Raw genomic sequence first — 25,203 nt, 5'->3', positions numbered from 1 at the left:
TTATTTCACAGTTTCTACTTCATACATCGCTTTTAATGATTTCGTTTCTAGTGCTTGTCCCCATGCTTCCGTATATGTTCTACGAGCTGTTTGGAAACGTTCATTTAACGTAGTAACCATACTTGCATCTTGTAGTATTTCTTTTATATGATCGAAGCCTAAACGTTCTGTCCAGTAGGCGGTACGCTCTCCGTAAATACCAGTTTCACGATAATATTGCATGTAAGCTGCAGCGATGCGAAGGACATCATCTTCAGTAGGGACAATCATTACAAAATCAGCTTCACGTACTTCTGTACCACCATTTCCGCCAATATAAAGTTGATATCCATTTTCGACACAAACAACGCCAAAATCTTTCGTCAGTACTTCCGCACAGTTACGCGGACAACCCGTTACACCCATCTTCATTTTATGAGGTGTATCTACCATTTCTAATGATTGTTCAAGCAACATACCAAGTCCTAATGAATCTTTCGTACCGAAACGGCAGAAACGAGAGCCAACACATGATTTTACATTACGAAGAGATTTTGAATACGCATATCCAGAAGCCATATTTAATTCAGCCCATACGTTAGGTAAATCTTGTTTCTTAACACCGTATAAGCCAATTCGGCTCGCACCTGTAATTTTCACAAGTGGAACATCGTACTTTTTCGCAACTTCAGCAATTTTCATTAAATCATCTGCTGTTGTAACGCCTCCGTACATACGTGGAATAACAGAGAAGGTACCATCGTGCTGGATGTTACCATTCATTCTTTCATTCACGAAACGGGATGATTTATCATCTTCATATTCTTCTGGAATCGCCATACGTAAATAGTAGTTTAAAGCAGGACGACATTTCGAACATCCATCTTCATGTACAAAACCAAGAACGTTTCGTACTTCTTTTGGAGATTTTAAACCTTTCTCATGAATGGCCGCTACGACTTCATCACGTGATAAAGGTGTACATCCGCACATACCGGTAGACTGTGCAGAAGCATCAAAAGCATCTCCAAGTGTATGAGATAAAACTTGTTCTACAAGCGGACGACATTTACCACAAGACCCTGCGGCTTTCGTACAGGCTTTAACTTCTTCAAAAGTCTTTAACTCCTGTTCTAAAATGGCGTGAACGATTGTGCCTTTCGTAACACCATTACATCCGCAAATTGTGTCATCCGCACTCATAGTAGCAACGTCAAGTTCACATTCTTCACCAGCTTTGTGAAGAATGGAAGCTGGTGTATATTCTTGTATATCTTCTTCTTTCTTTAACATGCTAAAGAGGCGGGTACCGTCAGTTGTATCACCGTATAAAACGATACCGACGACTTTATTATCACGAATTAATACTTTTTTATAGGAACGTTTACATTCATTAAAGATGGATATTGCTTTCGTTTGATCATCTTCATAAATTTGGCCAGCAGAGAATAAATCACAACCAGCAACTTTTAATTGTGTACCGACGATACTGCCCGAATATCCATCAGTTTGTAAATTTGTTATATGTTTTGCTAATATCGCACCTTGTTCATAAAGAGGAGCAACAAATCCATATGCGATACCGTCATGCTCTGCACATTCTCCAACTGCATAAATGGACTCATCATTTGTTAGCATATAGTCATTGACTACAATACCGCGATTTACAATTAGACCAGCATCTTTTGCTATTTGCGTATTTGGGCGTATTCCGACAGCCATTACGATTAAATCACAATCTACAACTTCACCGTCTTCAAATTGAATGCCCTCAACATGGTCTGTACCAAGAATTTTTACAGTTTTCTTTTCCATTAAAAACTTCATGCCTTGTGCTTCTAAATCTTCACGCAGAAGAGCAGCTGCTTTCGTATCTAGTTGTTGCTCCATTAAGCTAGGCATTAAATGAACAACATGTACGTCCATTCCTAAATCAATTAGACCTCTTGCGGCTTCTAAACCGAGTAACCCGCCACCAATGACAACGGCCTTTTTCTTTTCTTTAGCGGTATCTATCATAAATTGTGTATCTTCAATAGTTCGAAATCCTGTTACACCAGAAAGTGCGGAACCTTCAACAGGTAAAATAAAAGCACTAGAACCTGTTGCGATAATGAGCTTGTCGTATGTAAGAGTACGCTTCTTTTCTGTAATAATAATTTTTTCTTCTCGGTTAATACTTTGAACTCTTTCATCCGTATACAAAGTTATTTCGTTTTCTTCATACCAACTGTATTCATTCATAATGATATCTTGCATATTTGTTTTGCCTTGTAAAACATGAGAGAGCATAATGCGGTTGTAGTTTGGATGCGGTTCATCTCCAAAAATAGTAATCTCATATGAATCACTATCATGTTTTAAGATTTCTTCCATACAGCGAATGCCAGCCATACCATTTCCGATCATAACTAAACGTTTTTTCATTTTCGTTTCCCCTTTTTATGTGAAATATTGAACAAAGGATTATATTTTTATTATAGAAAATCAAATAAGGGGGAGATGTGATATTTATCACATTTTTATAATGATTCACAAATTGTTAAAATTCGGTTTTATGTGAAGGGGATGTGAATATTTTTCGCGAAACGAAAAAGCAGGCCATAAGTATTTACACTCATGTCCTGCACTTGATTTATGCTTTCGTAATGGCACGCGGAAATAAAATATTATTTTCTAAATGAATATGCTCAAATAAATCAGACTCTAGCGCTTCGAGGCGTTGGTAAACAAGTCGATAAGTACCGCAAGCACCTTCTGGAGGAGTAAAGTCATTTGTCACTTTACGAAGTTCTTTTATAATATTTCCAGCATGATTGTGCTCATTTTCTAGTTCATTTACTACTTTACGTAACTTAGCATAGTTTTCATTAGTTGGATTTTGTTCAAATTCTAAAATTAATGGAAAATCTTCCATTTCTTCTTTAATTAAATGCTGTTCTAATTCCATTTTAAGTTCATGAAATAGCTTATGAATTTGAGCTAAATGAGGCTGACTTGCCCCATGAACACGTAATACTTTTGTCACATATGGACTTAACTGTGGTAATTCTTCATTTAAATAGCGGTGATGCTTATTTATAACATAATCAATCAATTCACGATAAGAAGCATTCTTCCAATCAATTTCCGATTCATTTAATCGTTTCGTATTATGATAAAGCGTATTTAACTCTGTAAGCACTTCAGTAGCTGATAAATTTCTTTCATGAATTGCATCAATAAGTGGCTTATTACCGCCACAACAAAAATCTATTCTATATGATTTAAAAAGATCACTAGCTTTCGGAAATTGTGTAACAATCTCACCAACAATTGAAGTTTCAGTAAATGTATGTTCCATATGAATGCCTCCATAAAGTTTTAATGTAATATCTGAATTAAGAATAGCGATAAATTAAAATCTATGTAGTGATTGAAATCACTTATTCTGTGTCGTTTTTGAGAATAATAAGAAGAATGTTATTAAAATAAGGGGGAAAGTAATAAGTGGTAATATTTTACGTTAATAAAAAAGAAGCTTAGTAAAAGCTTCTTTTTTATTACTATTTTTCACATGCAATTCCATCGCCATCACGATCAAGATGAGAGCTATAACCTGGTTGCCCTTTATGTAAAGGAGCTTTCCCAGCTGCTCTAACTGCAGCACAATTTTTGTAGTATGCACTATCAGTATTACCATTAGCTGGTTGTGTTTGAGCTTGCTGTGCTTTTTGTTCTTCTTGTTGTTTACGAGCTTGTTCATCAGCCTGACGTTTTTGTTCTTCTTGTTGTTTACGAGCTTGTTCATCAGCCTGACGTTTTTGTTCTTCTTGTTGTTTGCGAGCTTGTTCATCAGCCTGACGTTTTTGTTCTTCTTGTTGTTTGCGAGCTTGTTCATCAGCCTGACGTTTTTGTTCTTCTTGTTGTTTGCGAGCTTGTTCATCAGCCTGACGTTTTTCATCCTCTTGCTTACGAGCTTGTTCTTCGGCTAGACGCTTCTCATCTTCTTGCTTTTGAGTTTTTTCGTCCGCCTCTTTCTTTTCTAGCTCTTTTTTCTGTTCGCTATCTTTTGGCTCTTCATTATTAGAGGCAACTTTTGTACTAGTTGCTGTCGTTTTTTCAGAAGAAGGAGCTGAAATACCTAATAACGCAACAAAAATGACAAATAATACAGCTGTAATAATAAATTGTTTTTTCGCTACACCTGTTTTCTTAATAACAGATAAGATTGCTAGAACAAGGAAGAATATAAATAGAATGAAACTTAAAGTAGAAAAAAACTCGACGACGGGGTGTTCCGATTTTGTTGTACCGGCCGTTATTAATATAATAGAAATCATAAAAAGAATAACGGTAGGACGTCCATATTGTTTTGCTTTTCCATTTTTCTTAAAGAATGAAATGATACATAAGATTAAAAGAATAAAAGCAATAAAAAATAAAGCTGCACCAATATTACTTAAAATCGACATTTTCATACCTCCATTTGTAAGATTCTTCTTATTGATTATATAGGAATTTATTGGATATTACACGTTTTGTATAAATTTAGAAAATTAATATTTTTAATAGACTCATAAACATTTATTTTATATATAAGGAAAAATAGATATATTTCCTATTACTTTTTGAAAGAGATTTCATAAATTATAGTATATCGATTGAAAGGAGGAGATTTGAATGGAATTTCAATTGTTGGTAACTTGTATATTACAAGAAGGTAATGCTTACTTTTTAGTAACGAAGGTAGATGATGTTATTACGTTAAAAGTACCGATTACTGCGGGAGTAGCAGGTTTATTTTTAGCTTTAGGTGTACCAAGATGTTCTTAATTTAAATCTCTATAGTAGAAGAGGAAGGGACATGCCTTCCTTTCCTACTATTACATAATATAATTATGTAAACTTAAATATCATATTTGTGATAGCACGTTTGAAATGGACATGCATATACTATAATGTTTCATTGGATGTTAGCGGTGAAAGGTAGTTTTAATAAGTGCATCCAGTGATATTTTTAAGCTATGAAAATAAAAGAGGTGCTATTATATATGAAAAGAAAAACATTGGATATTCCAGTTACATTGCGAAGAGAGTGGTTTTTAATAGAGTTAGCTCATTTAACGAAAAAATATGGAATTGAAATTGCAACTAGTAAAATGGATGCTGCACCGTTTTTAAGAGATCAAGTTACGGAGTCAAAGATAGGGAAAGGGCTACAATACGATAAATATGATGATGAGTATATAATTGAAAATTAAAGGGTAACAACAAAATTAAATTAATTTATAACAAAATATAAAATAAAGCAGATTCTAAATATAGAATCTGCTTTATTATGAAATACTTGTAGTCAACTAGCCTCTTTCTAGTGTTTTTCCTACATATTTCTCTTGCGTTATTCCAAAAGAGTCACGAAGAATGCGAGCATAATCTTTAGATTCTATTGGTCGTTTATTTTTGGTGCCTTTAAAGGTTTCTGTATAATTTTTATTTGTTAATGATATGTGACCATAAGTAGTTAATTTACAAGTGATAGCTCCTTTATTAAAAGGAGATTCTTTATGCTCTACAATCACTTTTTGAATCTTATTCACTTTTTTCTCATCTATTGGATCTACAGTGAAAGCATAGCCTATTTTCCATTCGTTTGAAGGTTCAGATTGTAAGAAACTTGTAGATTCCCCGTTAGCTCCTTTTCTCATTTCTAAAATATGCGTACCTTTTCGAGTATTTCGCTTACGAATTCGATATTCTCCTGTTTGAGAGGAGATGACTTCTCCGTTAAAAGGGACTGGATGTAAAGGGAGATGAGATGCAAAACCTGCATCCACAACATAATCTTTATCCTCATGACTTAATATGATAATGACATGACCATCATCGGGTTTCCATTTATTATCGTAAAGGTCATAAACAGTACCGGCTACTTTGTATACTTGAAACCCACAATCAATTAAAAAATAATACAATAGGGAGTTTAATTCATAACAAAGTCCACCTCGTTTTTGAATAAGTAACTTTTCTATTAAGTTATCTTTTGAGATATTTTTAATAGTACCAGCCATAATATCAAGATTTTCATAGGGGAGAATCATTCCCATTTTTAAGAGAATTTCATCTAAATCATCAAATGTTATTTCTTTTGCAGGAATTTCTAAGCGTTTAAAAAACTCCTTTTGTAATTTGGTCATCATAAAGTATTCTCCTTTCTTTTTACAGAATTTTCTTCTGCTCACCGATAGGTTAGTACTTCTAAAAAGTTAATTCAAGTGTGCGGAAATTATCATAATATATGTTTCTGGAAATATGATTTTCTATTCGGAAATTTCAGTTTAATTTTTAATCGTAGGAAAGTCTTATAATACAAGCTCCTTTAAAATTAGTTTGTATTTAATGAAAAGAAAGTACATATCTTTATTATATTTTTAAATAACTAACTAGTAATAAAATGTTTTTTTACTAAAATTTTTTCAAGATTTGTATGCTTTATATAAACAATAATGATTTAAAAAATATCTGGGTGTAGCGAAGTAAACAATTATTGAGAAACTTTTTTGTCGTATTCTATCAAAAGGAAGAGGTAGAAACAAAGAGAATAACGAGAGTTAAGAAAGAGGGTATACAACTAGTAACCTTCTAAAAATAGGGCTAACATCTTTTTAAAATAAAAGATTAGCTATTATTAAGGAAGGGAAAATATAAAATATTATAAAGAACACCTTCTTTCAAAAAAATAGGGGGAGTAATATGCGACTGATGAGAAGATGTGTGGCCTTACTAATTGTATTTTTTATCATGGCTCCAACGATTAGCCCAAATGTACAGGCAGAAGTTGTAAAAGAGCTTGGAAAGGGGTTTCCTGATACAGAAGTATTCACACCTGGAGAATGGTTTTTAGGCCAAAAACCTGCTAATTATGATGAGAATAAACCGCCAATTCTCTTTGTACAAGGAAGAAATGGTAATGCTGATAGTTGGTATGGAAAGACAGTATATCATGATATAAATGATATGTATGATTATGCTTTAAAAGCAGGCTATCAAACAGTGTTTATACAATTGTATGATGCAGCGGGGAAAGGTTCGGCTAGTCAGTGGGATAACGGAAAATTGTTGGCACAAAAACTTGAAGAAATATATAATCATTTCGGTAAGAAAGTTAATATTGTAGCGCATAGTAAAGGTGGAATTGATACACAAGCTGCATTAGTTGAATATGGTGCGAATCGATTTGTTGGAAATGTTATTACACTTGCTACACCGCATCATGGCTCAAATTTAGCAGATTTGTCATATAGTTGGTGGGCAGGGTGGCTTGCTTCTATATTAGGTCAAAAAGATGATGGTACGTATTCGTTACAAATAGGTGAAATGGCAAAGTTTCGTTCAATAATAGATAACAACCCAGCAGCTAAATTAAACCGTTACTATACGGCTACTGGGACTAGCTGGGGACCAACATTTTCTGCATTATCTATGGGCGGGTTATATTTATCATCGTACGGTTCAAATGATGGACTAGTAAATGAATGGAGTGCGAAGCTATCGTACGGTACACATTTATTTACAGATTCCAGATTTGATCATGACAATATAAGAAAAGGATCAGCTGTTTTTGCACGAATTGAACCATATTTACGTACGACAAATGTGGGGTTACCAGCTTTAGTAGCATCCAGCACTAGTTCAAATGAAAATCTAGAACAATTAAATACAACTTCAAATCAAAATATTTTAGGAGGCGAATTACCACAAAATCAGTGGATAGAGCAAAGTATTTCTGTTGATAAAAAGGCTGAAGGAATAGTTTCTGTACTAACTGCTTCTTCTGATGTAGAAGTACAAATGGTATCTCCAAAAGGAGAAATCTATGCAAACAAAGATAGCGCTATAACTACTGGTGAAGGCGAATCTTTCTTTAATGGGGCGACAATTAGAACATTTAAGTTTGATAAATTGGAAGTAGGCGAATGGAAAATCAAAATGATGGCGAAGCAGTCGAAAGATGCATATTTAGTTGTAAGCGATTACAATAATAGCGCGCCATTTGTTCTTCAAATGCCTACAAAAGTTAAAGTAAATAAACCTGAGTATAAACTGAAAAAATCACCAGTGGCACCTGAAATGAAAGGGGATCTTTCCATAACAGTAAGAGTCGTTAATAAAGAAGGTAAGTTAGTCTCTGAATTTAATGAATTACAAAATGTTAATACGAATACATTTACAGGTGCTTTGAAAGATATAAAACAACCGGGAGTATACAACGTTACGATGGATATAAAAGGGATGAATAAAGAAGGAAAACCATATAATCGTACGATTGTTAAGTCGGTTTATGTAGAGAAATAAGGAAGAATAAATAAGTATAATAAAAAGTGCAGAAATCTTGTGTTAGAAAGAATTCTGCACTTTTTTATGTGGGGAGAGATAATAAAAGTTGAAAAAACTGTTATTCAATAAAAAAAGATGCTGAAATAGCATCTGAATGTGAAGAAATAATTTTAACTTAGTTTTGTAACTGTTAATTCAACTGAATTTATACCATTGTCACAAGTTACAATACTTTGACGATTAAAACCACTATTATTTCTAAGTTGAAGAGTTGAATTAGCAGGCACTGTAACAATTGTTTCGCCAACGAGTTGAAGACATTCGTTATTTGATGAAGTATTCATTTGAATAGCGAAGTCACCTTGACTATTAGCAAGTGGATTGTTATTTAAAAATATAGTTATGACTGGGATATGTGGAAATACAGGATTTAAAGTAGTATTAATACTGGAAATGAACGAAACTCTATAATCACCAGCTTGTCTAAAGTGTATAGTAGTAGGATTTAGTAAGGAAACACCTCCTGCTAAAGGTCCAACGTGATTAAATGGAAAAGGATCGCCAAAAGGAACAGTTATAAATTCAGTTTGCCAAAAAGTTCCGTATGCAGGACAGCTTCGTTTATGTGAATGGTCACATGAACATTTTTTATTTGAACTGGAAGAAGATTTGCATGAGCATTTTTTATACGAGTTTGAAGAATGATAGTATGAACCCAATATATTACCTCCTATTCTTAATAAATTTAAATCACATAGTAGTTTATGAAGATGAATCACAATTGGCGTGTATGCTTGTACTATAAAAGGAGATAGATTTGGAATATAAAGTGGTCAAATGATGAAGTGTAGTATTTGGGTATTACCTGTAACACCTTTTGAAGATGACAAGGTTTATAATTTAATAGAAAAATAAATGGAATTTCTAAATAGATTGAAGTAATGAGGAAACGTTTATCCCGCTATTTTCCGAGCAGTAAGACTCCCACCTCAAAATTCAGCGAAAGCAAAGAAGTTAGGTGGGGGATGAATTAAACCCCCACTCATTAAAATTTCAATTTACTATATTTATTTAGTCTGACAAAACAGCAATATTATCTTTAGCTGTATGGATGTTATCATTTGGTGAAGTTATGACATTTAACTGTATGTATATTAGGTTATTCAGTTTATTTTTTTATTTGCGTAGCTGAGCAGGAAGAAGTCAGAAAATATAGAATAATGTACATATGAAGCATCGTTTGTTTTTGGTGTGAATAGTAATTAAAGATACGCTAAAATATTTAAAATTGTAACGAAAGAGAGATTAAATAATAGAGGGAGCAACTTACATGGAAAATATATTAAAGGTATCTTCAAAATCAAGCCCAAATTCAGTCGCGGGTGCAATAGCGGGTGTACTAAGAACAAGTGGTAATGTGGAAATTCAAGCGATTGGGGCTGGAGCTATAAATCAAGCGATTAAAGCAATTGCGATTGCAAGAGGGTTCGTCGCTCCAAGTGGTATTGACTTAGCCTTCGTACCAGCATTTCAAGAGATTTCTATCAATAATGAAGAAAGAACAGCGATTAAATTAATTGTAGGTCCTAGAAAGAAAAGGTCTTAGTAGAAGAGAGTGTTACTATAAGGGGAAAAGACCAATAGACTTCCCATGTTAGATACGTTATTTTATGTAACCGATCCTTGGGTGTGGACACGGCATTATGCCGGACGCATGTCTGTTAATTTCTCCTTAAATTTAGCGTGTGTTCTAGATACTTAAAAATGCCAAATCCTTTGTGATATAAGGGATTTGGTATTTTTGATGTTTTTAAAAATAAACAACCCTAAAACTGCTCATTTAGAAGATTTAGTTTTAGTAGCGGCCATTGAACGTTTTTATGATAGTTTACCTGATAAATAGAAGAGTTTACCAATGAAAAGTAACTGGGGGATTCAAAAAATGAATCAAACTATTTTAGAGAAAGTCCTAAAATTTCGGGATGATAGGAACTGGAAGCAGTTCCACAATCCTAAAGATTTAGCTATTTCTCTTTCTTTAGAGGCGAGTGAGTTGTTGGAGAATTTTCAGTGGAAAAGCAGTGAGGAAGCTGTAGAAACAAAAAAAGAAGACATGAAAGATGAGTTGGCAGATCAATTGGATATTGACTTAGAAGAGATTATTATAAACAAAATAGAAAAAATAATAAAAAATATCCAGTAGAGAAATCTCGAGACTCTAAAAAGAAATATAATGAAATTTAAAAAAGGTGGAATTAAATATAAAATGTACCCTATAGAATAGACACTTGAAAAAAGTCTATTCTATAGGGTATTTCTTGTATAATAAAAGGAAAATTGAGATCGGAGAATGTTGAAAATGACAAAAAAACTATTTACAGAAAGAGAAATTCAAATTCTATCAAATAACCTATACGTAAAATCTGTAAGTCAGAAAGGTATCACTTATACAGAGGAATTTAAGCATATTTTTATTGAGGAAAATGAAAAAGGAAAGCTACCTCGAAATATTTTTGAAGATTGTGGTTTTGATATAGATATGATTGGAATGAAACGAGTTATGTCATCGGAAAGTAGATGGCGTGCTGCTTATAGAAAAAATGGTGTATTGGGTTTAAGGGATACACGTATCGAAAACGCTGGCAGAACTCTTGAGAGAGAGCTTACGTTAGAAGAAAAGTATGCCCGTTTAGAAGCTGAACGAAACTTACTAAAGGCGGAAAACGAATTGCTAAAAAAAATCAAACTTATGGAAGGGAGGATGAGAAGGAAATAACACTACCACCTAGTCAGAAATTCATCTTGATTCGTTCTGTCATCATGAAATACAACGTAAGGAATATGGTCAGTCATTTGTGTAAAGTAGCTGGTGTATCCCGTTCGGGATACTATAATTACTTTTCAGTTTCATCTCAAGAACAACGGAAACAAAAGAGTGATCGAGATGAAATCTTGAAGGAAACCATATTAAAAGCACTTCGATTTAGAAATAGAAACAAGGGGGCTCGTCAGATAAAGATGACATTGGCGGGTCAGTTTCAAGTTGTCTACAATTTAAAGTGTATCCGTAGAATTATGAAGAAATACGAGATTATCTGTCCGGTTCGCAAAGCGAATCCTTATAAAAGAATGCTTAAAGCTACAAAAGAACATCGAATAGTACCGAATCAATTAAATCGGGAATTTAAACAAAATACCCTAGGGAAAACACTTCTTACAGATATCACCTATTTAGTTTACGGTAAGAATCAAAGGGCCTATTTATCTACAATTTTAGACGGCTCAACTAATGAAATTTTAGCTTACCATGTTTCAGAACAGATGACATTAGAGCTCGTAACCACAACTCTCCATAAACTAAAAAGGAATCCGCGGATTCGATTGACTGAAGGTGCTTATATTCATTCAGATCAAGGATCCCACACTACACAAGCCCTACCTATCAAAAGCTAGTTAAAAAGCTAAACCTTGGACAATCCATGTCAAGAAGAGGAAACTGTTGGGATAACGCCCCACAAGAATCATTTTTTGGTCATCTGAAAGATGAAGCTCATATAAAACCTTGCGTGTCCTTTAATGAATTGAAACAAGAGATTAAGAAATATATGACGTATTATAATCATTATAGATATCAATGGGATTTAAAAAAGATGACTCCTGTTGGATGGTCTTACCCCTGTCAAGTAGACAGTAATAGATTAGGTGTCTTTTCATTAAGCAGCCTTAGTTCCAAATTCAATAGGACTAAGGTTGTTTAATCTTTTTTGAAATCTTTTGTTATTGTAATAGCCCATATATCTTTTAGTAGCCTTAAAAACTTCTGCTTTTTCATGAAACGTATGTCTATAAAAGCATTCTGCCTTAAAATGACTAAAAAAACTCTCTATACATGCATTATCGTAACAATTTCCCTTCCTAGACATACTCACAGTTATTTTGTGCTTTTTAAGTAATTGGTTATATTTTTTTGACGTATACTGATAACCTCGGTCGCTATGTAATACTGTTTCGTGGACTTTTCTTTTTCTTAAGGCTTTATTGACTGTGTCTGTAACTAATTTTAAATTGTTGTATTCGCTCATTTGGTAGGCCGCAACTTCGTTATTGTAAAGGTCTAGTATCACGGAAAGATATATGCGCTTATTGTTAAAGGTAAGATAGGTTATATCTGTAACCCATTTTTCATTTGGTCTTGTAGTTGAAAACTCTCTGTTTAACAGATTTTCCGACACGACGCATTGTTCTTTTAAACCAAAATGCCTCCACTTTTTCTTTCGAATCTTAGCTTGTATCCCCATTTTCCTCATTAAACGATATACTCTTTTGTGATTTATCTGTAAACCATAATACTTTTTAAGCCATATACAAATTCTTCGGTAACCATAGCTTCCATTTATATCTGGATCTCGTTCGCATTCTACTATTTTAGACATGATAAATTGATCCTCTTTCATCTTTTCAGAGGGATCGTTGATTCTTTTTTCCCACTTATAATATCCACTTCTTGAAACACCTGCAATTTCACAAAGCAATACAATTGAAAAGTTCTGTTTTAAGGTATGAATGACTTCGTATTCTACTGATTTACTTTTGTTGACCTCATCTCCTTTTTCGTAGCTAATAGCTTTTTTAAGTATGCGTTTTCCGCTTCTAATCGTTGTATTCTAGCGTCTTGACTGACTTCATTTGTTTGTTTAGATCTTCCACGTTTTTCTTGTAGGCCCAGAATCCCCTCATTTTCATATTTTTTAATCCATCTATCTATAACTGAATATGTAACTCCTAATTCCTTTCCAATTAATTTACTTCCAATTCCTCTATGTGAGTACAATTCAATAGCTTTCATTTTAAAATCAATTGAAAAAGTTCTTCTAATTTTCCCCATAAAAAATCCCCTCCATAATAAACAGTAAGTAACTTTCTTTCAACTGTCTACTATAAGGGGATCATATCAGGATACAGAAATCATCTTCTTGATGTTGCCTAACTTTTTTCAAAATGTCCTTTACAAAGGGTACAGATTATATGAGTAGACCTTTTTTATAAGTTTCAAGAAAATAACGTACTAATAACTATTTAGAATAATTTTCAAACCCCTTGCTAATAACTACAAGTCCTATTATGAAAGAAAGTGTTCTTATTATTAATTCAGCAACTAGCAAATCACCCATAGTCTTTGAAACATCATATAATTCACCAGTAATAATAATTGGTGCCATGATTATTAGTATTCCTATTAGAATTTGAATGAACAGAATATATTTAGGTTGCAGAGAGATCACCTCCATTAAATTAGCATGTATAATGAACTTAACATGTAATTAAGAAGTAATCGATCATTTAAAAATTTATCAACTTTAAAAATATACATATCCTTCTTTATAAGTATATTTATAGTGACTCGTCGCATAAGATGCACTAAAACCTACACTTCCTGTCTTCCCTACAGTAATGGATACATTGCCATTAAAAGTAGTTGTGCCATTATTATGAAAATCACCATTAACAATATAGAAAATTCTGTTAGGATCCTCTAAATTCGCTTGAACTGTACCACTGAACGTTTTAGAAAGACCATTTGCATCTCTATTCATATTGATATGTTTTATTTCCTTAATACCCCTGAAGCTTCCACCCCATTCATTTGTTTCACAATAAAACCTTAATGAAGGGCTATAGAAAGGTGTTACTGAAAAATTGGTTGTTAGTGTTCTGTACGTAGCGGCAAGTGTTGCAGCAGATGATTGTCCACGAGCTTTCCCCTGAGCCATGAGTTGCTGAGAAATTTCTTCTCTAGGTTTATTGGTATCTGCAGCAATTTGATTAACAAGTTCCCCAAACGTTAGTACCTCACCTATTTGTACATTCGATTGATCTGTTAAATCTAATACATTACCTTTTTTTATAGTAGAATCAACTGTGTTATTCTCAGCTGCGCTTGCAATTGTTCCTCCTCCGAACATAGCAAGAGATAATCCTGCAACACTTAAAACTTTACTAATCTTTTTCATTTTTCATACCTCCTAAAATATTAATTAAGACAATATCATGCTAATTTACCTTTATTTGTTAGCATAATTCAGATATTAACCCCGAAATGATGGGAAATAAATACTTTTAAACCAAATAATTACCAAAACCTTTCGACAAATAAGGTTCACGCTATACCATTACTAGCATTACAATTAGTTTTATATAGATAATTCTTTCTTTACAATCTAACGATTTACCGATGTTTTTACGTCAATTGATAAAAATAAAATTAAATATTCTGAATATTATTTATAAAATTGTTTTTTGCAACTTATTACAATTAAACTTTGTTATGATTGTTTTTATATAAACTAAATAAAGGAGATTGTGATATGATAATTCTGAATAATGAAAAAGTTACCAGACTATTAAATGAATGGTATAAGGTTATTCTATCTAAACAAATAACAAAGGCGACAAGAATGAAAGAAGAAGTTGATGAAAAGATTAGTGTCTTAATGGTCGAACAAAATCGAGATTTACAAGATCAAAATCTCTTATTGTACTATTCCTTATTAGATTATAGTTATAAAGTGTTAATAAATAAATCATATGTAACTCGTAGTGATTTTGATGCAGTTGAAAAACTTACAACAAAAACTATTGATGAGTATTTAAGATACTACTACCATTTCTATAAAGCTGTGCATAACACTATGATTGCTAACTATATGGAAGCGATGGAGCAATTTGAAGAAGCTGAACGACTTTTAGAGTATATTCCTAATGACATTGAAAAAGCTGAATTTAATTATAAACTTGGTGAACTATATTACCACCTTCAACAACCTTTATTAACAATTAAGCATGTTATGAAAGCAAAAGACATATACAAAAAACATGAAGATTATGTAATAAATCAAATTGAATGCGATACAATCCTAGGATTGGCAAGTGTCACTTTAAGTCAGTTTGAACAAGGAGAAGAGCTTTTTGTTAAGTGCTTGGATATGGCTAAAAAACATAACTGTACTCGACTAATTACCTTAATTCAATACAACTTAGGTTTTCTTTATGCAAAACAAGGTATATCCGCAACTGCAATTCGACATTTAATGGATGTGTATAAATCTGAAAAACCATATCATAAAACTGTATTCTTACTGGCTCGAGAACATTTCAAAGTAAATGAAATTGAAAAAGCACAAGAATTTTTGACTCAAGGCTTTGAATTAGCTGATGTTGAATATACACATCATTTACGAATACTTCGAGCACAATACGATGAAAATTATAAGCAGAATCTAGAAACAACGATTGCAGATGGACTAGATTACTTTGAATCCCAAAAACTTTATGGATTTATGGAAGAGTACTCTGGAATTTTAGCGAAAAAACTTTATCAAGAAGGTAATCATGAGAAGGCTAGCCAATACTTTAATATATCTTATGATGCTAAAGAATTACTTCAGAAGGGAAGTGCGTTAAAATGAAAAAAGTACTAATAGGATTTTTTAGTTTTGCTGCTGTTTTAACTATTGGAAGTTTTACAGAATCTTTTACATCACAAGCTGATCATGGTAGACCACCTGCACCACAAAGACCAGATTATATTTCTAATGTGGCCGATTTTGATCACGGTAGACCACCTGCGCCGGCATACGAATACGGCGATACTTATATTGATCATGGTGAGCATATCTAAAACAAAAAGAGGACGTGATATATACGTCCTCTTTTTGTTTTATTTTAATTACGACCGAATTATATTTGAAATAATATAAAGGATAATGTTCTAGTATATCAATTCCATCGATAATAATCTCTGCGTGTGGCTTGCTATCAAGAAACTGTCCAAGTGTCAACAGGAAAAAGTGTTAGTTTCTCATATAAATCTCATAATTGAGAATTGGTTTAAATAACCGGTGCAACAACAGCGAAATGCGATTCGTATATTTGCACACATTTTGCACACATTTTGTTCACGTACTATATAAAAAAGTATGAAAATCTATAAAAATAATTATTTCAATAAAATTTGTTTTAGATATTAAAAAGTGCCAAAACCCTTGTGGTATAAGGGGTTTGGCACTTTTGTGTTTTTTATATTTTATCAAATAAACAATTCTAAAACTGTTCATTCTTCTCCCAAGATTCAACGATATAATGTGCGATCGTCGGATTGAAGCCTTTACCAACTAAAAACATAATCGCAGCAACTTCTGTTAATGCGTGTTCATGTGATGTATGTTTTGCTTCATTTAAACCGTAATCTACCCATGGTTTTACGAAATCTAGTACGGGTTTCTTGAAAGGTAAAAACTGTGTACCGACAACTTGTTGAATTTGTTGTTGTGTTGGTTCAGTAATTGGTCCAGGTGGTAAGATTTGTGGTTGTGTAATGTCTAGTGTTGGTCCAGGTGGTAAGATTTGTGGTTGAGTTGGATCTATTGTTGGTGGTTTAGGTGGTGAGACACGTGCGTCGTAGTTTGGTTGATACATTTGTTGTTGGTATTGCGGTTGTTGTGGTTGAGTTGTGTATGGGTTTTGTGGTGCTGCATATGGATTTTGTTGATATTGTTGTTCTTGGTTTTGTGGTGCTGCATATGGATTTTGTTGATATTGTTGTTCTTGGTTTTGTGGTGCTGCATATGGATTCTGTTGATATTGTTGTTCTTGGTTTTGTGGTATTACATATGGATTTTGAGGATATCGCTGTTCTTGATTTTGTGGTGCTGCATATGGATTTTGAGGATATTCATAATTTGGACGTGTGTCATATGGATTTTGTTGAAATTCAGTTTCTTGGTTTTGCGTTGTTGCATATGGATTTTCGTCATATTGTGGCTCTTGCTGCTGTAACTCTTGTTCTTCGTATTGTTCTGTGTATCTCTGTTCTTGTTGTTGAGGATACAATGGTTGCCTTGGATAAGGCGGTTGATTATTATAGAACATGTTTATTCCTCCTTCATGATGATGCCTACCACCTAGTGTATGGGCGGACAAGAAAATATGTGATGAAAAAATGCGGGCGTGTTACAATAAGTAACTGGGTGAAGATAAAATGACAAAACAAGAAAAAATTCAAAAAACAATTACTTTTGTAAAACATATTTTAGAAAAAGATGCGAGTGGGCATGATTGGTATCATATTGAACGTGTACATAAAATGGCGATTTCTTTATCTGAGCAAGAAGGTGGAAATCGTTTTATAATTGAAATGGCAGCATTACTTCACGATGTGGCAGATGAAAAGCTAAATGAAAGTGAAGAAGCAGGAATGAAAAAAGTTTCTGATTGGTTAGAAGAGCTACGTGTTGAAGAAGAGGAAAGTAAACATATTCTTCATATCATCGCCAATATGTCTTATAAAGGTGGCCATGGCGGCACAGTAGAGTCACTTGAAGGGAAAATTGTTCAAGATGCGGATCGTTTAGATGCTCTTGGCGCAATAGGAATTGCTCGTACATTTGCATATGGCGGGACGAAAGGGAGATTAATGTATGATCCAACTATTCCGCCGCGTGAAGAAATGACGAAAGAAGAGTATAGAAAAAATAATGATCCATCTTTAAATCATTTTTATGAAAAACTTTTGAAATTAAAAGACTTAATGAACACGAACGCAGCAAAACAAGAGGCGGAAGTTCGTCATCGTTATATGGAACAGTTTATTGAACAATTTATGAAAGAGTGGAATGCACAAATATGAAAATGTTAACTGTGGAAAACTTATCAAAATCATATGGAGAAAAACCGTTATTTGATGGATTATCATTTAGTATTGCAGAAGGACACCGTGCCGGAATTATCGGTGTAAACGGAACTGGTAAATCGACGTTATTAAAAATTATTGCAGGGGCAGAAATTCCTGATACAGGCGATATGACTCATTCTCGTGGGTATACAATTAGTTATTTATCACAGCAACCAGAGTTTGATGAACAACTAACAGTGCTAGAGCAAGTCTTCCATGGTGATACTCCTTTAATTCGTCTTCTTCGTGAGTATGAAAAGGCGCTATTACATATCGAAAAAGATCCAAGTAATGAAAAAGTACAGGAACAATTATTTGCAGTGCAGCAACGTATGGATGCAATGAGTGCATGGGAAGCAAATGCAAATGCGAAATCTCTTTTAACGAAATTAGGAATTACGGACTTCACTGCAACTGTTGGAAATTTATCTGGTGGACAGAAAAAACGTATTGCGATGGCGCAATGTTTTATTGAAACACCGGATCTATTAATTTTAGATGAGCCTACGAACCATCTTGATCATGAGACAGTGGAATGGTTAGAGGAATATTTAGCTCGATATAATGGTGCAGTATTACTTGTAACCCATGATCGTTATTTCTTAGATCGTGTGACGAATCGTATTTTCGAATTAGATAATGGAAAACTGTATAGTTATGAAGGGAATTACAGTACGTTTTTAGAAGCGAAAGCACTTCGTGAAGAACAAGAAATTGCGCAAGAATCAAAACGTCAAAACTTATATCGCCGCGAATTAGCATGGATCCGCCGCGGTGCAAAAGCCCGTTCAACAAAGCAAAAGGCACGTATTCAACGATTTGATGAGCTAAAGGGTCAAGAAGGGCCAGCTGCAAAACAGTCAGTTGATATTGCACTTAGCGGTAGCCGTCTTGGGAAAAAAGTACTTGAGTTAAAAGATGTGACGAAAAAATTTGGTGATAAAACGGTATTAAACAACTTTAATCATATCGTGAAACCAGGCGATCGCATCGGAATTATTGGAGCGAATGGAAGCGGGAAATCTTCGCTATTAAATATGCTTGCAGGTAAGTTATCTCCTGATAGTGGTGAAATTGAAGTTGGGCAAACTGTAAAAGTTGCTTATTATACGCAAGAAAATGAAGAGATGAATTTAAATCAGCGTATGATTGAATACATTAAAGAGATTGCAGAAGTTATTCATACAACAGATGGAAAAGTAATTGGTGCATCTCAAATGTTAGAACGTTTCTTATTCCCGACTCATTCACATGGTACACCGCTTGGTAAACTATCTGGTGGTGAAAGAAGACGTTTATATTTATTACGTATTTTAATGGGAGAACCAAACGTACTTTTACTTGATGAACCTACGAATGATCTAGATACACAAACATTAACAGTACTAGAAGATTATTTAGAAGATTTCCCAGGTGTCGTTTTAACTGTATCGCATGACCGTTACTTCTTAGATAAAGTAGTAGATGAACTGTTCATCTTTACTGGCGGAGGCGAAGTGCGTGAGTTCCTAGGTAGTTATACAGATTATTTAGAAATGGAAAAAACGAGAGAACTTATGGAGAAAGCGGAAGTTCAAAAAGAGAAAAAAGTAGTAGAAGAAGCTCCAAAACAACAACGTAAACGTAAACTTTCATACAATGAGCAGCGTGAATGGGAAACGATTGAAGATACAATTGCCGAACTTGAAGAAAAAATTGAGTCAATTGGAGAAGAACTTGCGAAAGTTGGATCTGACTTCACAAAGGCACAAGAATTATCTGAAGCACAGCAGAAAACAGAAGAAGAGCTAGAAAAAAAGATGGAAAGATGGAGTGAACTATCAGACATCGTTGAAGGATTAAAATAAAAACAAGCTGCATATATTGAAAAGTAAAGAGAAAAACTTTACACTATTGGTAGAACCTATTTTAGGAGGGAAAAAATGAGAACATCTAATCCAATGTTGAAAAAAGAGGCATTCCGTAAAGAGGGAGCAAGCGCTTCTGCGATGACAATTGGCGGAACAGTAGGCAAAACGTTCATTATGCTTATCTTGCTACTTGCAACGTCTGTCTATTCATACATACAGATGATGCAGGGGACGATGAAGATGCCAGTATTAATTGGTGCTTTAATCGTTGCAGCAATCATCGCATTTGCGTCTATGTTCTTCCCGCGTATTTCACCTTTTGGTGCACCAATCTATGCGGCGGTAGAAGGGGTTGTGTTAGGAAGTATTTCAGCAGTTTATACAATGAAATTTGGCGATTCTATCGTTTTAAATGCTGTATTACTAACAATCTCAATTCTATTTGCAATGTTAGTGTTATATGCAACACGCGTAGTAAAAGTAACGGATAAATTCCGTACAGGCGTTATGGCAGCAACACTTGGAATTATGGTTATGTATTTAGTCGTATTCCTACTAAATATGTTTGGTGTAACTGTTCCATACATTCACCAAGGTGGTACAATCGGTATTATTATTAGTGCAGTTGTTATTGTAGTTGCTGCATTAAACTTATTACTAGATTTCGATTTAATCGAAAATGGTGTACGTAGTCAAGCTCCGAAATATATGGAGTGGTACACTGCAATGGGACTAATGCTTACATTAGTTTGGTTATACTTAGAAATTCTTCGTTTCGTTTCTTACTTTACGAAAAATGACTAATAAAAAAAACCTGCATGAAAAATGCAGGTTTTTTTTATTTTCAAAGATATATTGAACGTATGGTATAATGTGGATATTGTCAACTTGAATTTAAGGAGATGGAATATGATGAAAGAGAAGAAGGGGATTATGAAAAAACTATTTTCTAAAAGTTTTTTCATAGAACTAGATGAAGCTTTAACGTATCCATCATCAGAAGTTATTACTTCAGCGATTGAAGGATATGCAACTGAATGCAATGAAAGACTAAAATTTGAGAGTAAAGTTAAACCGATTACTTTTTACTTAGAAAATGTAATGTACCGTGCTGAAATAAAGATGGCTCGCGGAGGATATTACATATCTTGTACTGAAGTGTAATAAATTTTGAAACCATACATGTTTGAACTATGTATGGTTTCTTTTTTTGTTTTGTAAGGTCTAAAATAATACTTTTTACTTACGGATATATCATTTTGTGCTTTTTACCATTCAAACATTTCTCCTTACAATGAAGAAAAACATGTGAGGTGGTATAACTTATGATGAATCGAGTTGTATTAATCGGTAGATTGACAAAGGAGCCAGAATTATACTACACAAAACAAGGCGTCGCTTATGCACGAATATGTGTTGCGGTGAATAGAGGATTTCGAAATAGTTTAGGTGAACAACAAGTCGATTTTATTAATTGTGTTGTTTGGCGCAAATCGGCTGAGAATGTAACTGAATATTGTAAAAAGGGATCACTCGTTGGGATTACAGGGCGTATTCAGACTAGTAATTACGATAATGAACAAGGCAAGAGAATATATAGAACTGAAGTTGTGATTGAGAGTATTACCTTTTTGGAGAGAAGGCGGGAGGGGGCATCGTAATAAAAGGTGATTTGAAGTAATAGCTTCGGAAAAAATTGTGGAAAGTATTTTAATAAACTTAAAGAGGGGATACCGCCAGCTTTTTTGAAAAAACAAGTAAAGAGTATACAAAATTTTATAACGTTTTTTGGCTAATCCAGTAACAAACGAGAACCGTAAAACCCATCACAGGATAGGAATGTATAAAAAGATGAATCGAGTGATAGAAAATAAAAAAGGGATTCCTTCTGAGAGTAAGGAATCCTCCTTTTTGTTGCTACCGATAACGAAAATTATGTAAATAAGCTATCCATATGGATAGCTTAATATATTTTTTTGCTTAGCGTGTTTTTTTTTTTTATACTGGTGGTACCTCAAGAAATGGATAAAAAATAAAAATCATCGGAAACGAAAGCTTTTAAAATCCCGTTCCTAATTTAAAATGTAAAAAGAATGAAATAGTATGGTAGCGGGAAGAAAGTAGTAAAATTAAGCATCCCAGTAGGAGTATAGAGTGATAACATGTTACAATACAGCTAAGAACACGCAATAAAGGAGAGTTTTTTACGTGAAGATTAAAGCAATTGAACCGACGCCAAGTCCAAATACAATGAAAGTTATTTTGAATGAAGTATTACCATCAGGAGCACGTAATAATTATACAAATGAAAATAAAGAACAAGCACCAATGCAAGTGCAAGAAATTTTGAAAATTGAAGGCATTAAAGGTGTATATCATGTAGCCGACTTTTTAGCAGTGGAGCGAAATGCGAAGTATGACTGGAAAGTTTTATTACAACAAGTTCGTGCGGTTTTCGGCGAAGAAGTATTGGAAGAAAGTGAAGAACAACAACTGTCTCATTTTGGAGAGGTGAAAGTGTTTGTTCAAATGTTCTTTACAATTCCAATGCAAGTAAAGTTAACAGATGGAACATCGGAAGAACGTGTTGGCTTACCAGATCGTTTTAAAGAATCAATTATGAAAGTGCAAATGTCTGCACCAAACGTTGTAAAAGAGCGTAAATGGGTAGAACAAAGTACACGTTACGGTAATTTTGAAGAAATTGGGAAAGAAGTAGTGGAAGAGATTGTTGCTGCTTATTCAGAAGAACGTGTAAATGAAACGGTTAAAGAATTATTAAATCAAGCAGGTGCTGTTGAAGTAACGATTCAAAAGCGTGAGCCATATAAAGTAACAGAAGAGATGATGAAAGATTCTGACTGGAAAAATCGTTTTGCAGCATTAGAACAAATGGATCCTACTGAAGAAGATATTCCAGTGTTGAAGATGGCGTTAGATGATGAAAAAGTTTCAATACGCCGTTTAGCAACAGCTTATTTAGGTATGGTAAAAGGTGATGAAGTATTACCGTTATTATATAAAGCTTTGTTAGATCGCTCTGTAAGTGTTCGCCGTACTGCAGGAGATTGTTTATCAGATGTAGGTGATCCGGCAGCGATGTTCGTTATGATTAAATCTCTGAAAGATCCAAGTAAATTAGTACGCTGGCGTGCAGCGATGTTCTTATTTGAACTTGGAGATGAAAGTGCGATTCCAGCATTAAAAGCAGCGCAAGATGATCCAGAGTTTGAAGTAGCCATGCAAGCACGTCTAGCATTAGAGCGTATTGAAGGCGGAGAAGAAGCAAAAGGTTCTGTATGGAAACAAATGACGGAGTCTCGTAAAGGGGAATAATGTATGATTGTTTTCTATGATAGTTGGTGTCCGATGTGTACGGCCGTTGCAGAACGTACGAAAAAATTAGATAAAAAGGGTAAGATGAAATTTGTTTCATTTCGAAATGAAGATGTAGTTGAGAAGTATGAGCTTTCTCAAGAACTACAAAGTAAGATGGAACAAAGACTGTATATTTTTAAAAATAATAAGTGGTATGACGGTATTCAGAGCATAGATGTATTAGCAAAGGCCGTTCCATCTTATTGGTTTGCAGTTCCTTTTATAAAGCTATCTATCGTACTTGGTTTTGGAAGTAAAGTATACGATTATATCGCTAATAATAGAAAACTTGTTCCAGTGGGACATTGCCGCGGTGGGGTTTGTGAAATCCCTACAAAAAAATGAAATCATCGTTATCTTTCTTTTGCACCTATTAATAGAGCGTGATATGATGAATTTGGAATGAAAGTTGAAGGAGAGATTACAAGATGTCAAATGCTTATGAAGAATACATGCGCCAAATGGTAATCCCAATGCGCCAAGAGTTAGTGCGTTCTGGGTTTGAAGAGTTAACTACAGAAGAAGCTGTAACAGAATTTATGGAAAATACATCAGGTACAACTTTAGTAGTTGTAAACTCTGTTTGTGGTTGTGCAGCTGGTTTAGCACGTCCATCAGCAGGTCAAGCGGTTGTTCGTGCTGAAAAACAACCTGATCATCTTGTAACTGTATTCGCAGGTCAAGATAAAGATGCTACTGCAAAAATGCGTGAATACTTCGGAGAAATTCCTCCATCTTCACCATCTATGGCATTATTAAAAGGAAAAGAAGTTGTTCACTTTATTCACCGTCATGAAATTGAAGGTGCAACTATGGACGAAATTATTACGAACTTAGAACAAGCTTTCGAAAAGAATTGCTAAAGAAGGGGGAGAGTAAATCTCCCTCTTTTCTTTATATAGAGGTGAAACAATGATCGTAACAACAGCAGGAAGAACGAACAAAGAAATGACAGATTATGCAAACGAGGTAGCAGCAGAATTAAATGCTTCTTTCGTTAAACGTAATGACATACCGGTACATAAGCTACATGAGCAGTATGAACAAGATGTGCTTGTCGTAGGGAAGAACCGATTAGCTATTTATCCAAAAGGTACGGAAGAATCGTTTTTCTTTCATCCGAACTCAGCGATGTTTCGTGTGAAAAGGTTAATGCGTGGAGAACACGATCCGTTTGTACAAGCCACGCAATTAGAGAGAGGAATGACAGTGTTAGATTGTACGCTCGGGATGGCATCAGATAGTATTGTAGCTAGTTATGTTGTTGGGGAAAGCGGAAAAGTAACAGGACTTGAAGGCAATGAGTATATGGCTTATATTATGGAAAATGGTTTGAAAACATGGTCTTCATCTGTTTCTGAAATTGATGAAGCAATGCAAAGAATCCAAGTAAAGCAAACGGAGCATTTTTCATTTTTAGCGCAATGTGAAGACAATAGTTACGATGTCGTTTACCTTGATCCGATGTTTGAAGAAACTGTCATAGAATCCGATGGAATTAAAGGATTAAAACACTTCGCTTTGTATCATGATATTACTGACGAAACAATTGCGGAGGCAAAACGAGTGGCGAGAAAACGTGTCGTTTTAAAAGATCATTTTCGTAGTTCTAGATTTGAAAAACACAATTTTTATGTATACAAAAGAAAAAGTGCTAAGTTTCACTTTGGTGTAATTGACCCTTGCTAATTGTTTGAAAAGATGTATAATAAGCAATAATTAATTAAATATACTGTCTGTGATGAAGAGAGTAGTCTTTTTTAGAAGGAAAGCGAGCTAGGGATGGTGTGAGCCTAGTACGGAAGAAAAAGATGAAGCGCACTTCGGAGATGCTTCTTGAACGAATAGTAGAGAAAGCCGAGGCCCCCTGTCCTCGTTATAAACGGGAAAGTGGTTCGTAACGAACAACAAGGGTGGTACCACGGGTTAAAACTCGTCTCTTTTTTAGAG

General features: G+C 34.2%; 26 protein-coding genes, 1 pseudogene and 1 other annotated feature. Of the genes and pseudogenes, 17 read left to right on the top strand and 10 right to left on the bottom strand.

Going from position 1 to position 25,203, the window contains the following annotated elements; translation table 11 throughout:
• The 3 genes from nirB to HMAS_RS13675 all read right to left on the bottom strand — a co-directional run bounded on the left by nirB (position 1) and on the right by HMAS_RS13675 (position 4,433).
• On the bottom strand, positions 1–2,406 hold the full coding sequence (gene nirB, locus HMAS_RS13685; protein ID WP_116344877.1) for an NADPH-nitrite reductase large subunit: 2,406 nt from the start codon (positions 2,404–2,406) through the stop codon (positions 1–3).
• 208 nt (positions 2,407–2,614) lie between these two features.
• Positions 2,615–3,322 carry an iron-sulfur cluster repair di-iron protein gene (ric, locus tag HMAS_RS13680; RefSeq protein WP_000401361.1) on the bottom strand — a complete coding sequence of 236 codons (708 nt, stop codon included), beginning with the start codon at positions 3,320–3,322 and terminating at the stop codon, positions 2,615–2,617.
• Between the two features lie 202 nt (positions 3,323–3,524).
• A complete protein-coding gene (locus HMAS_RS13675) occupies positions 3,525–4,433 on the bottom strand; it encodes an excalibur calcium-binding domain-containing protein (protein WP_064469067.1) in 909 nt (302 codons plus the stop codon).
• 208 nt (positions 4,434–4,641) lie between these two features.
• Between HMAS_RS13675 and exsG the strand changes: the two genes are divergently transcribed.
• Positions 4,642–4,794 (top strand): exosporium protein ExsG, encoded by a 153-nt coding sequence (gene exsG, locus HMAS_RS13670; protein ID WP_000395679.1) that lies wholly within the window; start codon positions 4,642–4,644, stop codon positions 4,792–4,794.
• A gap of 218 nt (positions 4,795–5,012) precedes the next feature.
• Positions 5,013–5,222, top strand: coding sequence for a hypothetical protein (locus tag HMAS_RS13665; RefSeq protein WP_000824207.1), 210 nt, complete (start codon positions 5,013–5,015; stop codon positions 5,220–5,222).
• Positions 5,223–5,318: 96 nt separating this feature from the next.
• Here the strand turns inward: HMAS_RS13665 and HMAS_RS13660 are convergent, their stop codons facing one another.
• Positions 5,319–6,158, bottom strand: coding sequence for an arylamine N-acetyltransferase family protein (locus HMAS_RS13660; RefSeq protein ID WP_000988427.1), 840 nt, complete (start codon positions 6,156–6,158; stop codon positions 5,319–5,321).
• A 553-nt stretch (positions 6,159–6,711) separates the two neighbouring features.
• Here HMAS_RS13660 and HMAS_RS13655 point away from each other — a divergent pair.
• On the top strand, positions 6,712–8,313 hold the full coding sequence (locus HMAS_RS13655; RefSeq protein WP_044307150.1) for an esterase/lipase family protein: 1,602 nt from the start codon (positions 6,712–6,714) through the stop codon (positions 8,311–8,313).
• A gap of 152 nt (positions 8,314–8,465) precedes the next feature.
• Here the strand turns inward: HMAS_RS13655 and HMAS_RS13650 are convergent, their stop codons facing one another.
• Positions 8,466–9,014: a hypothetical protein gene (locus HMAS_RS13650; protein WP_000536153.1), complete on the bottom strand. Its 549-nt coding sequence runs from the start codon at positions 9,012–9,014 to the stop codon at positions 8,466–8,468.
• A 611-nt stretch (positions 9,015–9,625) separates the two neighbouring features.
• Here HMAS_RS13650 and HMAS_RS13645 point away from each other — a divergent pair.
• The 3 genes and pseudogenes from HMAS_RS13645 to HMAS_RS13635 all read left to right on the top strand — a co-directional run.
• Complete coding sequence (locus HMAS_RS13645) at positions 9,626–9,901, top strand: stage V sporulation protein S (RefSeq protein WP_000427801.1); 276 nt, start codon at positions 9,626–9,628, stop codon at positions 9,899–9,901.
• Positions 9,902–10,210: 309 nt separating this feature from the next.
• On the top strand, positions 10,211–10,498 hold the full coding sequence (locus HMAS_RS13640; RefSeq protein ID WP_002025705.1) for a hypothetical protein: 288 nt from the start codon (positions 10,211–10,213) through the stop codon (positions 10,496–10,498).
• Between the two features lie 147 nt (positions 10,499–10,645).
• Positions 10,646–11,963: pseudogene (locus HMAS_RS13635) on the top strand (IS3 family transposase); the annotation flags it as partial.
• Between the two features lie 45 nt (positions 11,964–12,008).
• Here HMAS_RS13635 and HMAS_RS13630 read toward each other — a convergent pair.
• The 4 genes from HMAS_RS13630 to HMAS_RS13620 form a co-directional block, all read right to left on the bottom strand.
• Positions 12,009–12,917 (bottom strand): IS3 family transposase, encoded by a 909-nt coding sequence (locus HMAS_RS13630; protein ID WP_240325951.1) that lies wholly within the window; start codon positions 12,915–12,917, stop codon positions 12,009–12,011.
• A complete protein-coding gene (locus HMAS_RS13625) occupies positions 12,872–13,180 on the bottom strand; it encodes a helix-turn-helix domain-containing protein (protein ID WP_000516502.1) in 309 nt (102 codons plus the stop codon). Before HMAS_RS13625 ends, HMAS_RS13630 begins: the two co-directional genes overlap by 46 nt.
• Positions 13,181–13,367: 187 nt before the next feature.
• A complete protein-coding gene (locus HMAS_RS27690) occupies positions 13,368–13,583 on the bottom strand; it encodes a hypothetical protein (RefSeq protein ID WP_033665752.1) in 216 nt (71 codons plus the stop codon).
• Between the two features lie 69 nt (positions 13,584–13,652).
• A complete protein-coding gene (locus HMAS_RS13620; protein WP_000724008.1) occupies positions 13,653–14,306 on the bottom strand; it encodes a hypothetical protein in 654 nt (217 codons plus the stop codon).
• Positions 14,307–14,660: 354 nt separating this feature from the next.
• Here HMAS_RS13620 and HMAS_RS13615 point away from each other — a divergent pair, with 354 nt between their 5' ends.
• On the top strand, positions 14,661–15,761 hold the full coding sequence (locus HMAS_RS13615; protein ID WP_000584829.1) for an aspartate phosphatase: 1,101 nt from the start codon (positions 14,661–14,663) through the stop codon (positions 15,759–15,761).
• A complete protein-coding gene (locus HMAS_RS13610; protein WP_000756629.1) occupies positions 15,758–15,973 on the top strand; it encodes a hypothetical protein in 216 nt (71 codons plus the stop codon). The genes HMAS_RS13615 and HMAS_RS13610 overlap by 4 nt, the downstream gene beginning before the upstream one ends.
• Positions 15,974–16,395: 422 nt before the next feature.
• Here HMAS_RS13610 and HMAS_RS13605 read toward each other — a convergent pair whose 3' ends face one another.
• On the bottom strand, positions 16,396–17,223 hold the full coding sequence (locus HMAS_RS13605) for a hypothetical protein (RefSeq protein ID WP_070757438.1): 828 nt from the start codon (positions 17,221–17,223) through the stop codon (positions 16,396–16,398).
• 109 nt (positions 17,224–17,332) lie between these two features.
• Between HMAS_RS13605 and HMAS_RS13600 the strand changes: the two genes are divergently transcribed.
• The 9 genes from HMAS_RS13600 to HMAS_RS13560 all read left to right on the top strand — a co-directional run bounded on the left by HMAS_RS13600 (position 17,333) and on the right by HMAS_RS13560 (position 24,942).
• On the top strand, positions 17,333–17,980 hold the full coding sequence (locus tag HMAS_RS13600) for an HD domain-containing protein (protein WP_048536256.1): 648 nt from the start codon (positions 17,333–17,335) through the stop codon (positions 17,978–17,980).
• Entirely contained in the window at positions 17,977–19,872 is a 1,896-nt protein-coding gene (locus HMAS_RS13595; protein WP_000783191.1) for an ABC-F family ATP-binding cassette domain-containing protein, read from the top strand. The genes HMAS_RS13600 and HMAS_RS13595 overlap by 4 nt, the downstream gene beginning before the upstream one ends.
• A gap of 75 nt (positions 19,873–19,947) precedes the next feature.
• The gene (locus HMAS_RS13590; RefSeq protein ID WP_001260655.1) at positions 19,948–20,679 is read left to right on the top strand and encodes a Bax inhibitor-1/YccA family protein; all 732 of its coding nucleotides are present in this window, start codon (positions 19,948–19,950) and stop codon (positions 20,677–20,679) included.
• A 105-nt stretch (positions 20,680–20,784) separates the two neighbouring features.
• On the top strand, positions 20,785–21,039 hold the full coding sequence (locus HMAS_RS13585) for a DUF4318 domain-containing protein (protein ID WP_000975133.1): 255 nt from the start codon (positions 20,785–20,787) through the stop codon (positions 21,037–21,039).
• Between the two features lie 161 nt (positions 21,040–21,200).
• A complete protein-coding gene (locus HMAS_RS13580) occupies positions 21,201–21,536 on the top strand; it encodes a single-stranded DNA-binding protein (protein ID WP_000982019.1) in 336 nt (111 codons plus the stop codon).
• Positions 21,537–22,083: 547 nt separating this feature from the next.
• Complete coding sequence (locus HMAS_RS13575) at positions 22,084–23,211, top strand: conserved virulence factor C family protein (RefSeq protein WP_000692566.1); 1,128 nt, start codon at positions 22,084–22,086, stop codon at positions 23,209–23,211.
• A gap of 3 nt (positions 23,212–23,214) precedes the next feature.
• Positions 23,215–23,598 carry a thiol-disulfide oxidoreductase DCC family protein gene (locus HMAS_RS13570; protein ID WP_000634884.1) on the top strand — a complete coding sequence of 128 codons (384 nt, stop codon included), beginning with the start codon at positions 23,215–23,217 and terminating at the stop codon, positions 23,596–23,598.
• A gap of 83 nt (positions 23,599–23,681) precedes the next feature.
• Complete coding sequence (locus HMAS_RS13565) at positions 23,682–24,116, top strand: BrxA/BrxB family bacilliredoxin (protein ID WP_000063706.1); 435 nt, start codon at positions 23,682–23,684, stop codon at positions 24,114–24,116.
• A gap of 49 nt (positions 24,117–24,165) precedes the next feature.
• Positions 24,166–24,942, top strand: coding sequence for a class I SAM-dependent methyltransferase (locus HMAS_RS13560; protein WP_000637459.1), 777 nt, complete (start codon positions 24,166–24,168; stop codon positions 24,940–24,942).
• 40 nt (positions 24,943–24,982) lie between these two features.
• Positions 24,983–25,197: a binding site (T-box leader), on the top strand.
• Positions 25,198–25,203 lie beyond the last annotated feature (6 nt).

Origin of the sequence: Bacillus sp. HMA207, assembly GCF_003402455.1 — a bacterium.
Lineage (GTDB): Bacteria > Bacillota > Bacilli > Bacillales > Bacillaceae_G > Bacillus_A > Bacillus_A cereus.
The sequence above is the reverse complement of the archived record's forward strand: the minus strand, read 5'-3'. Positions and strand labels throughout refer to the sequence as shown.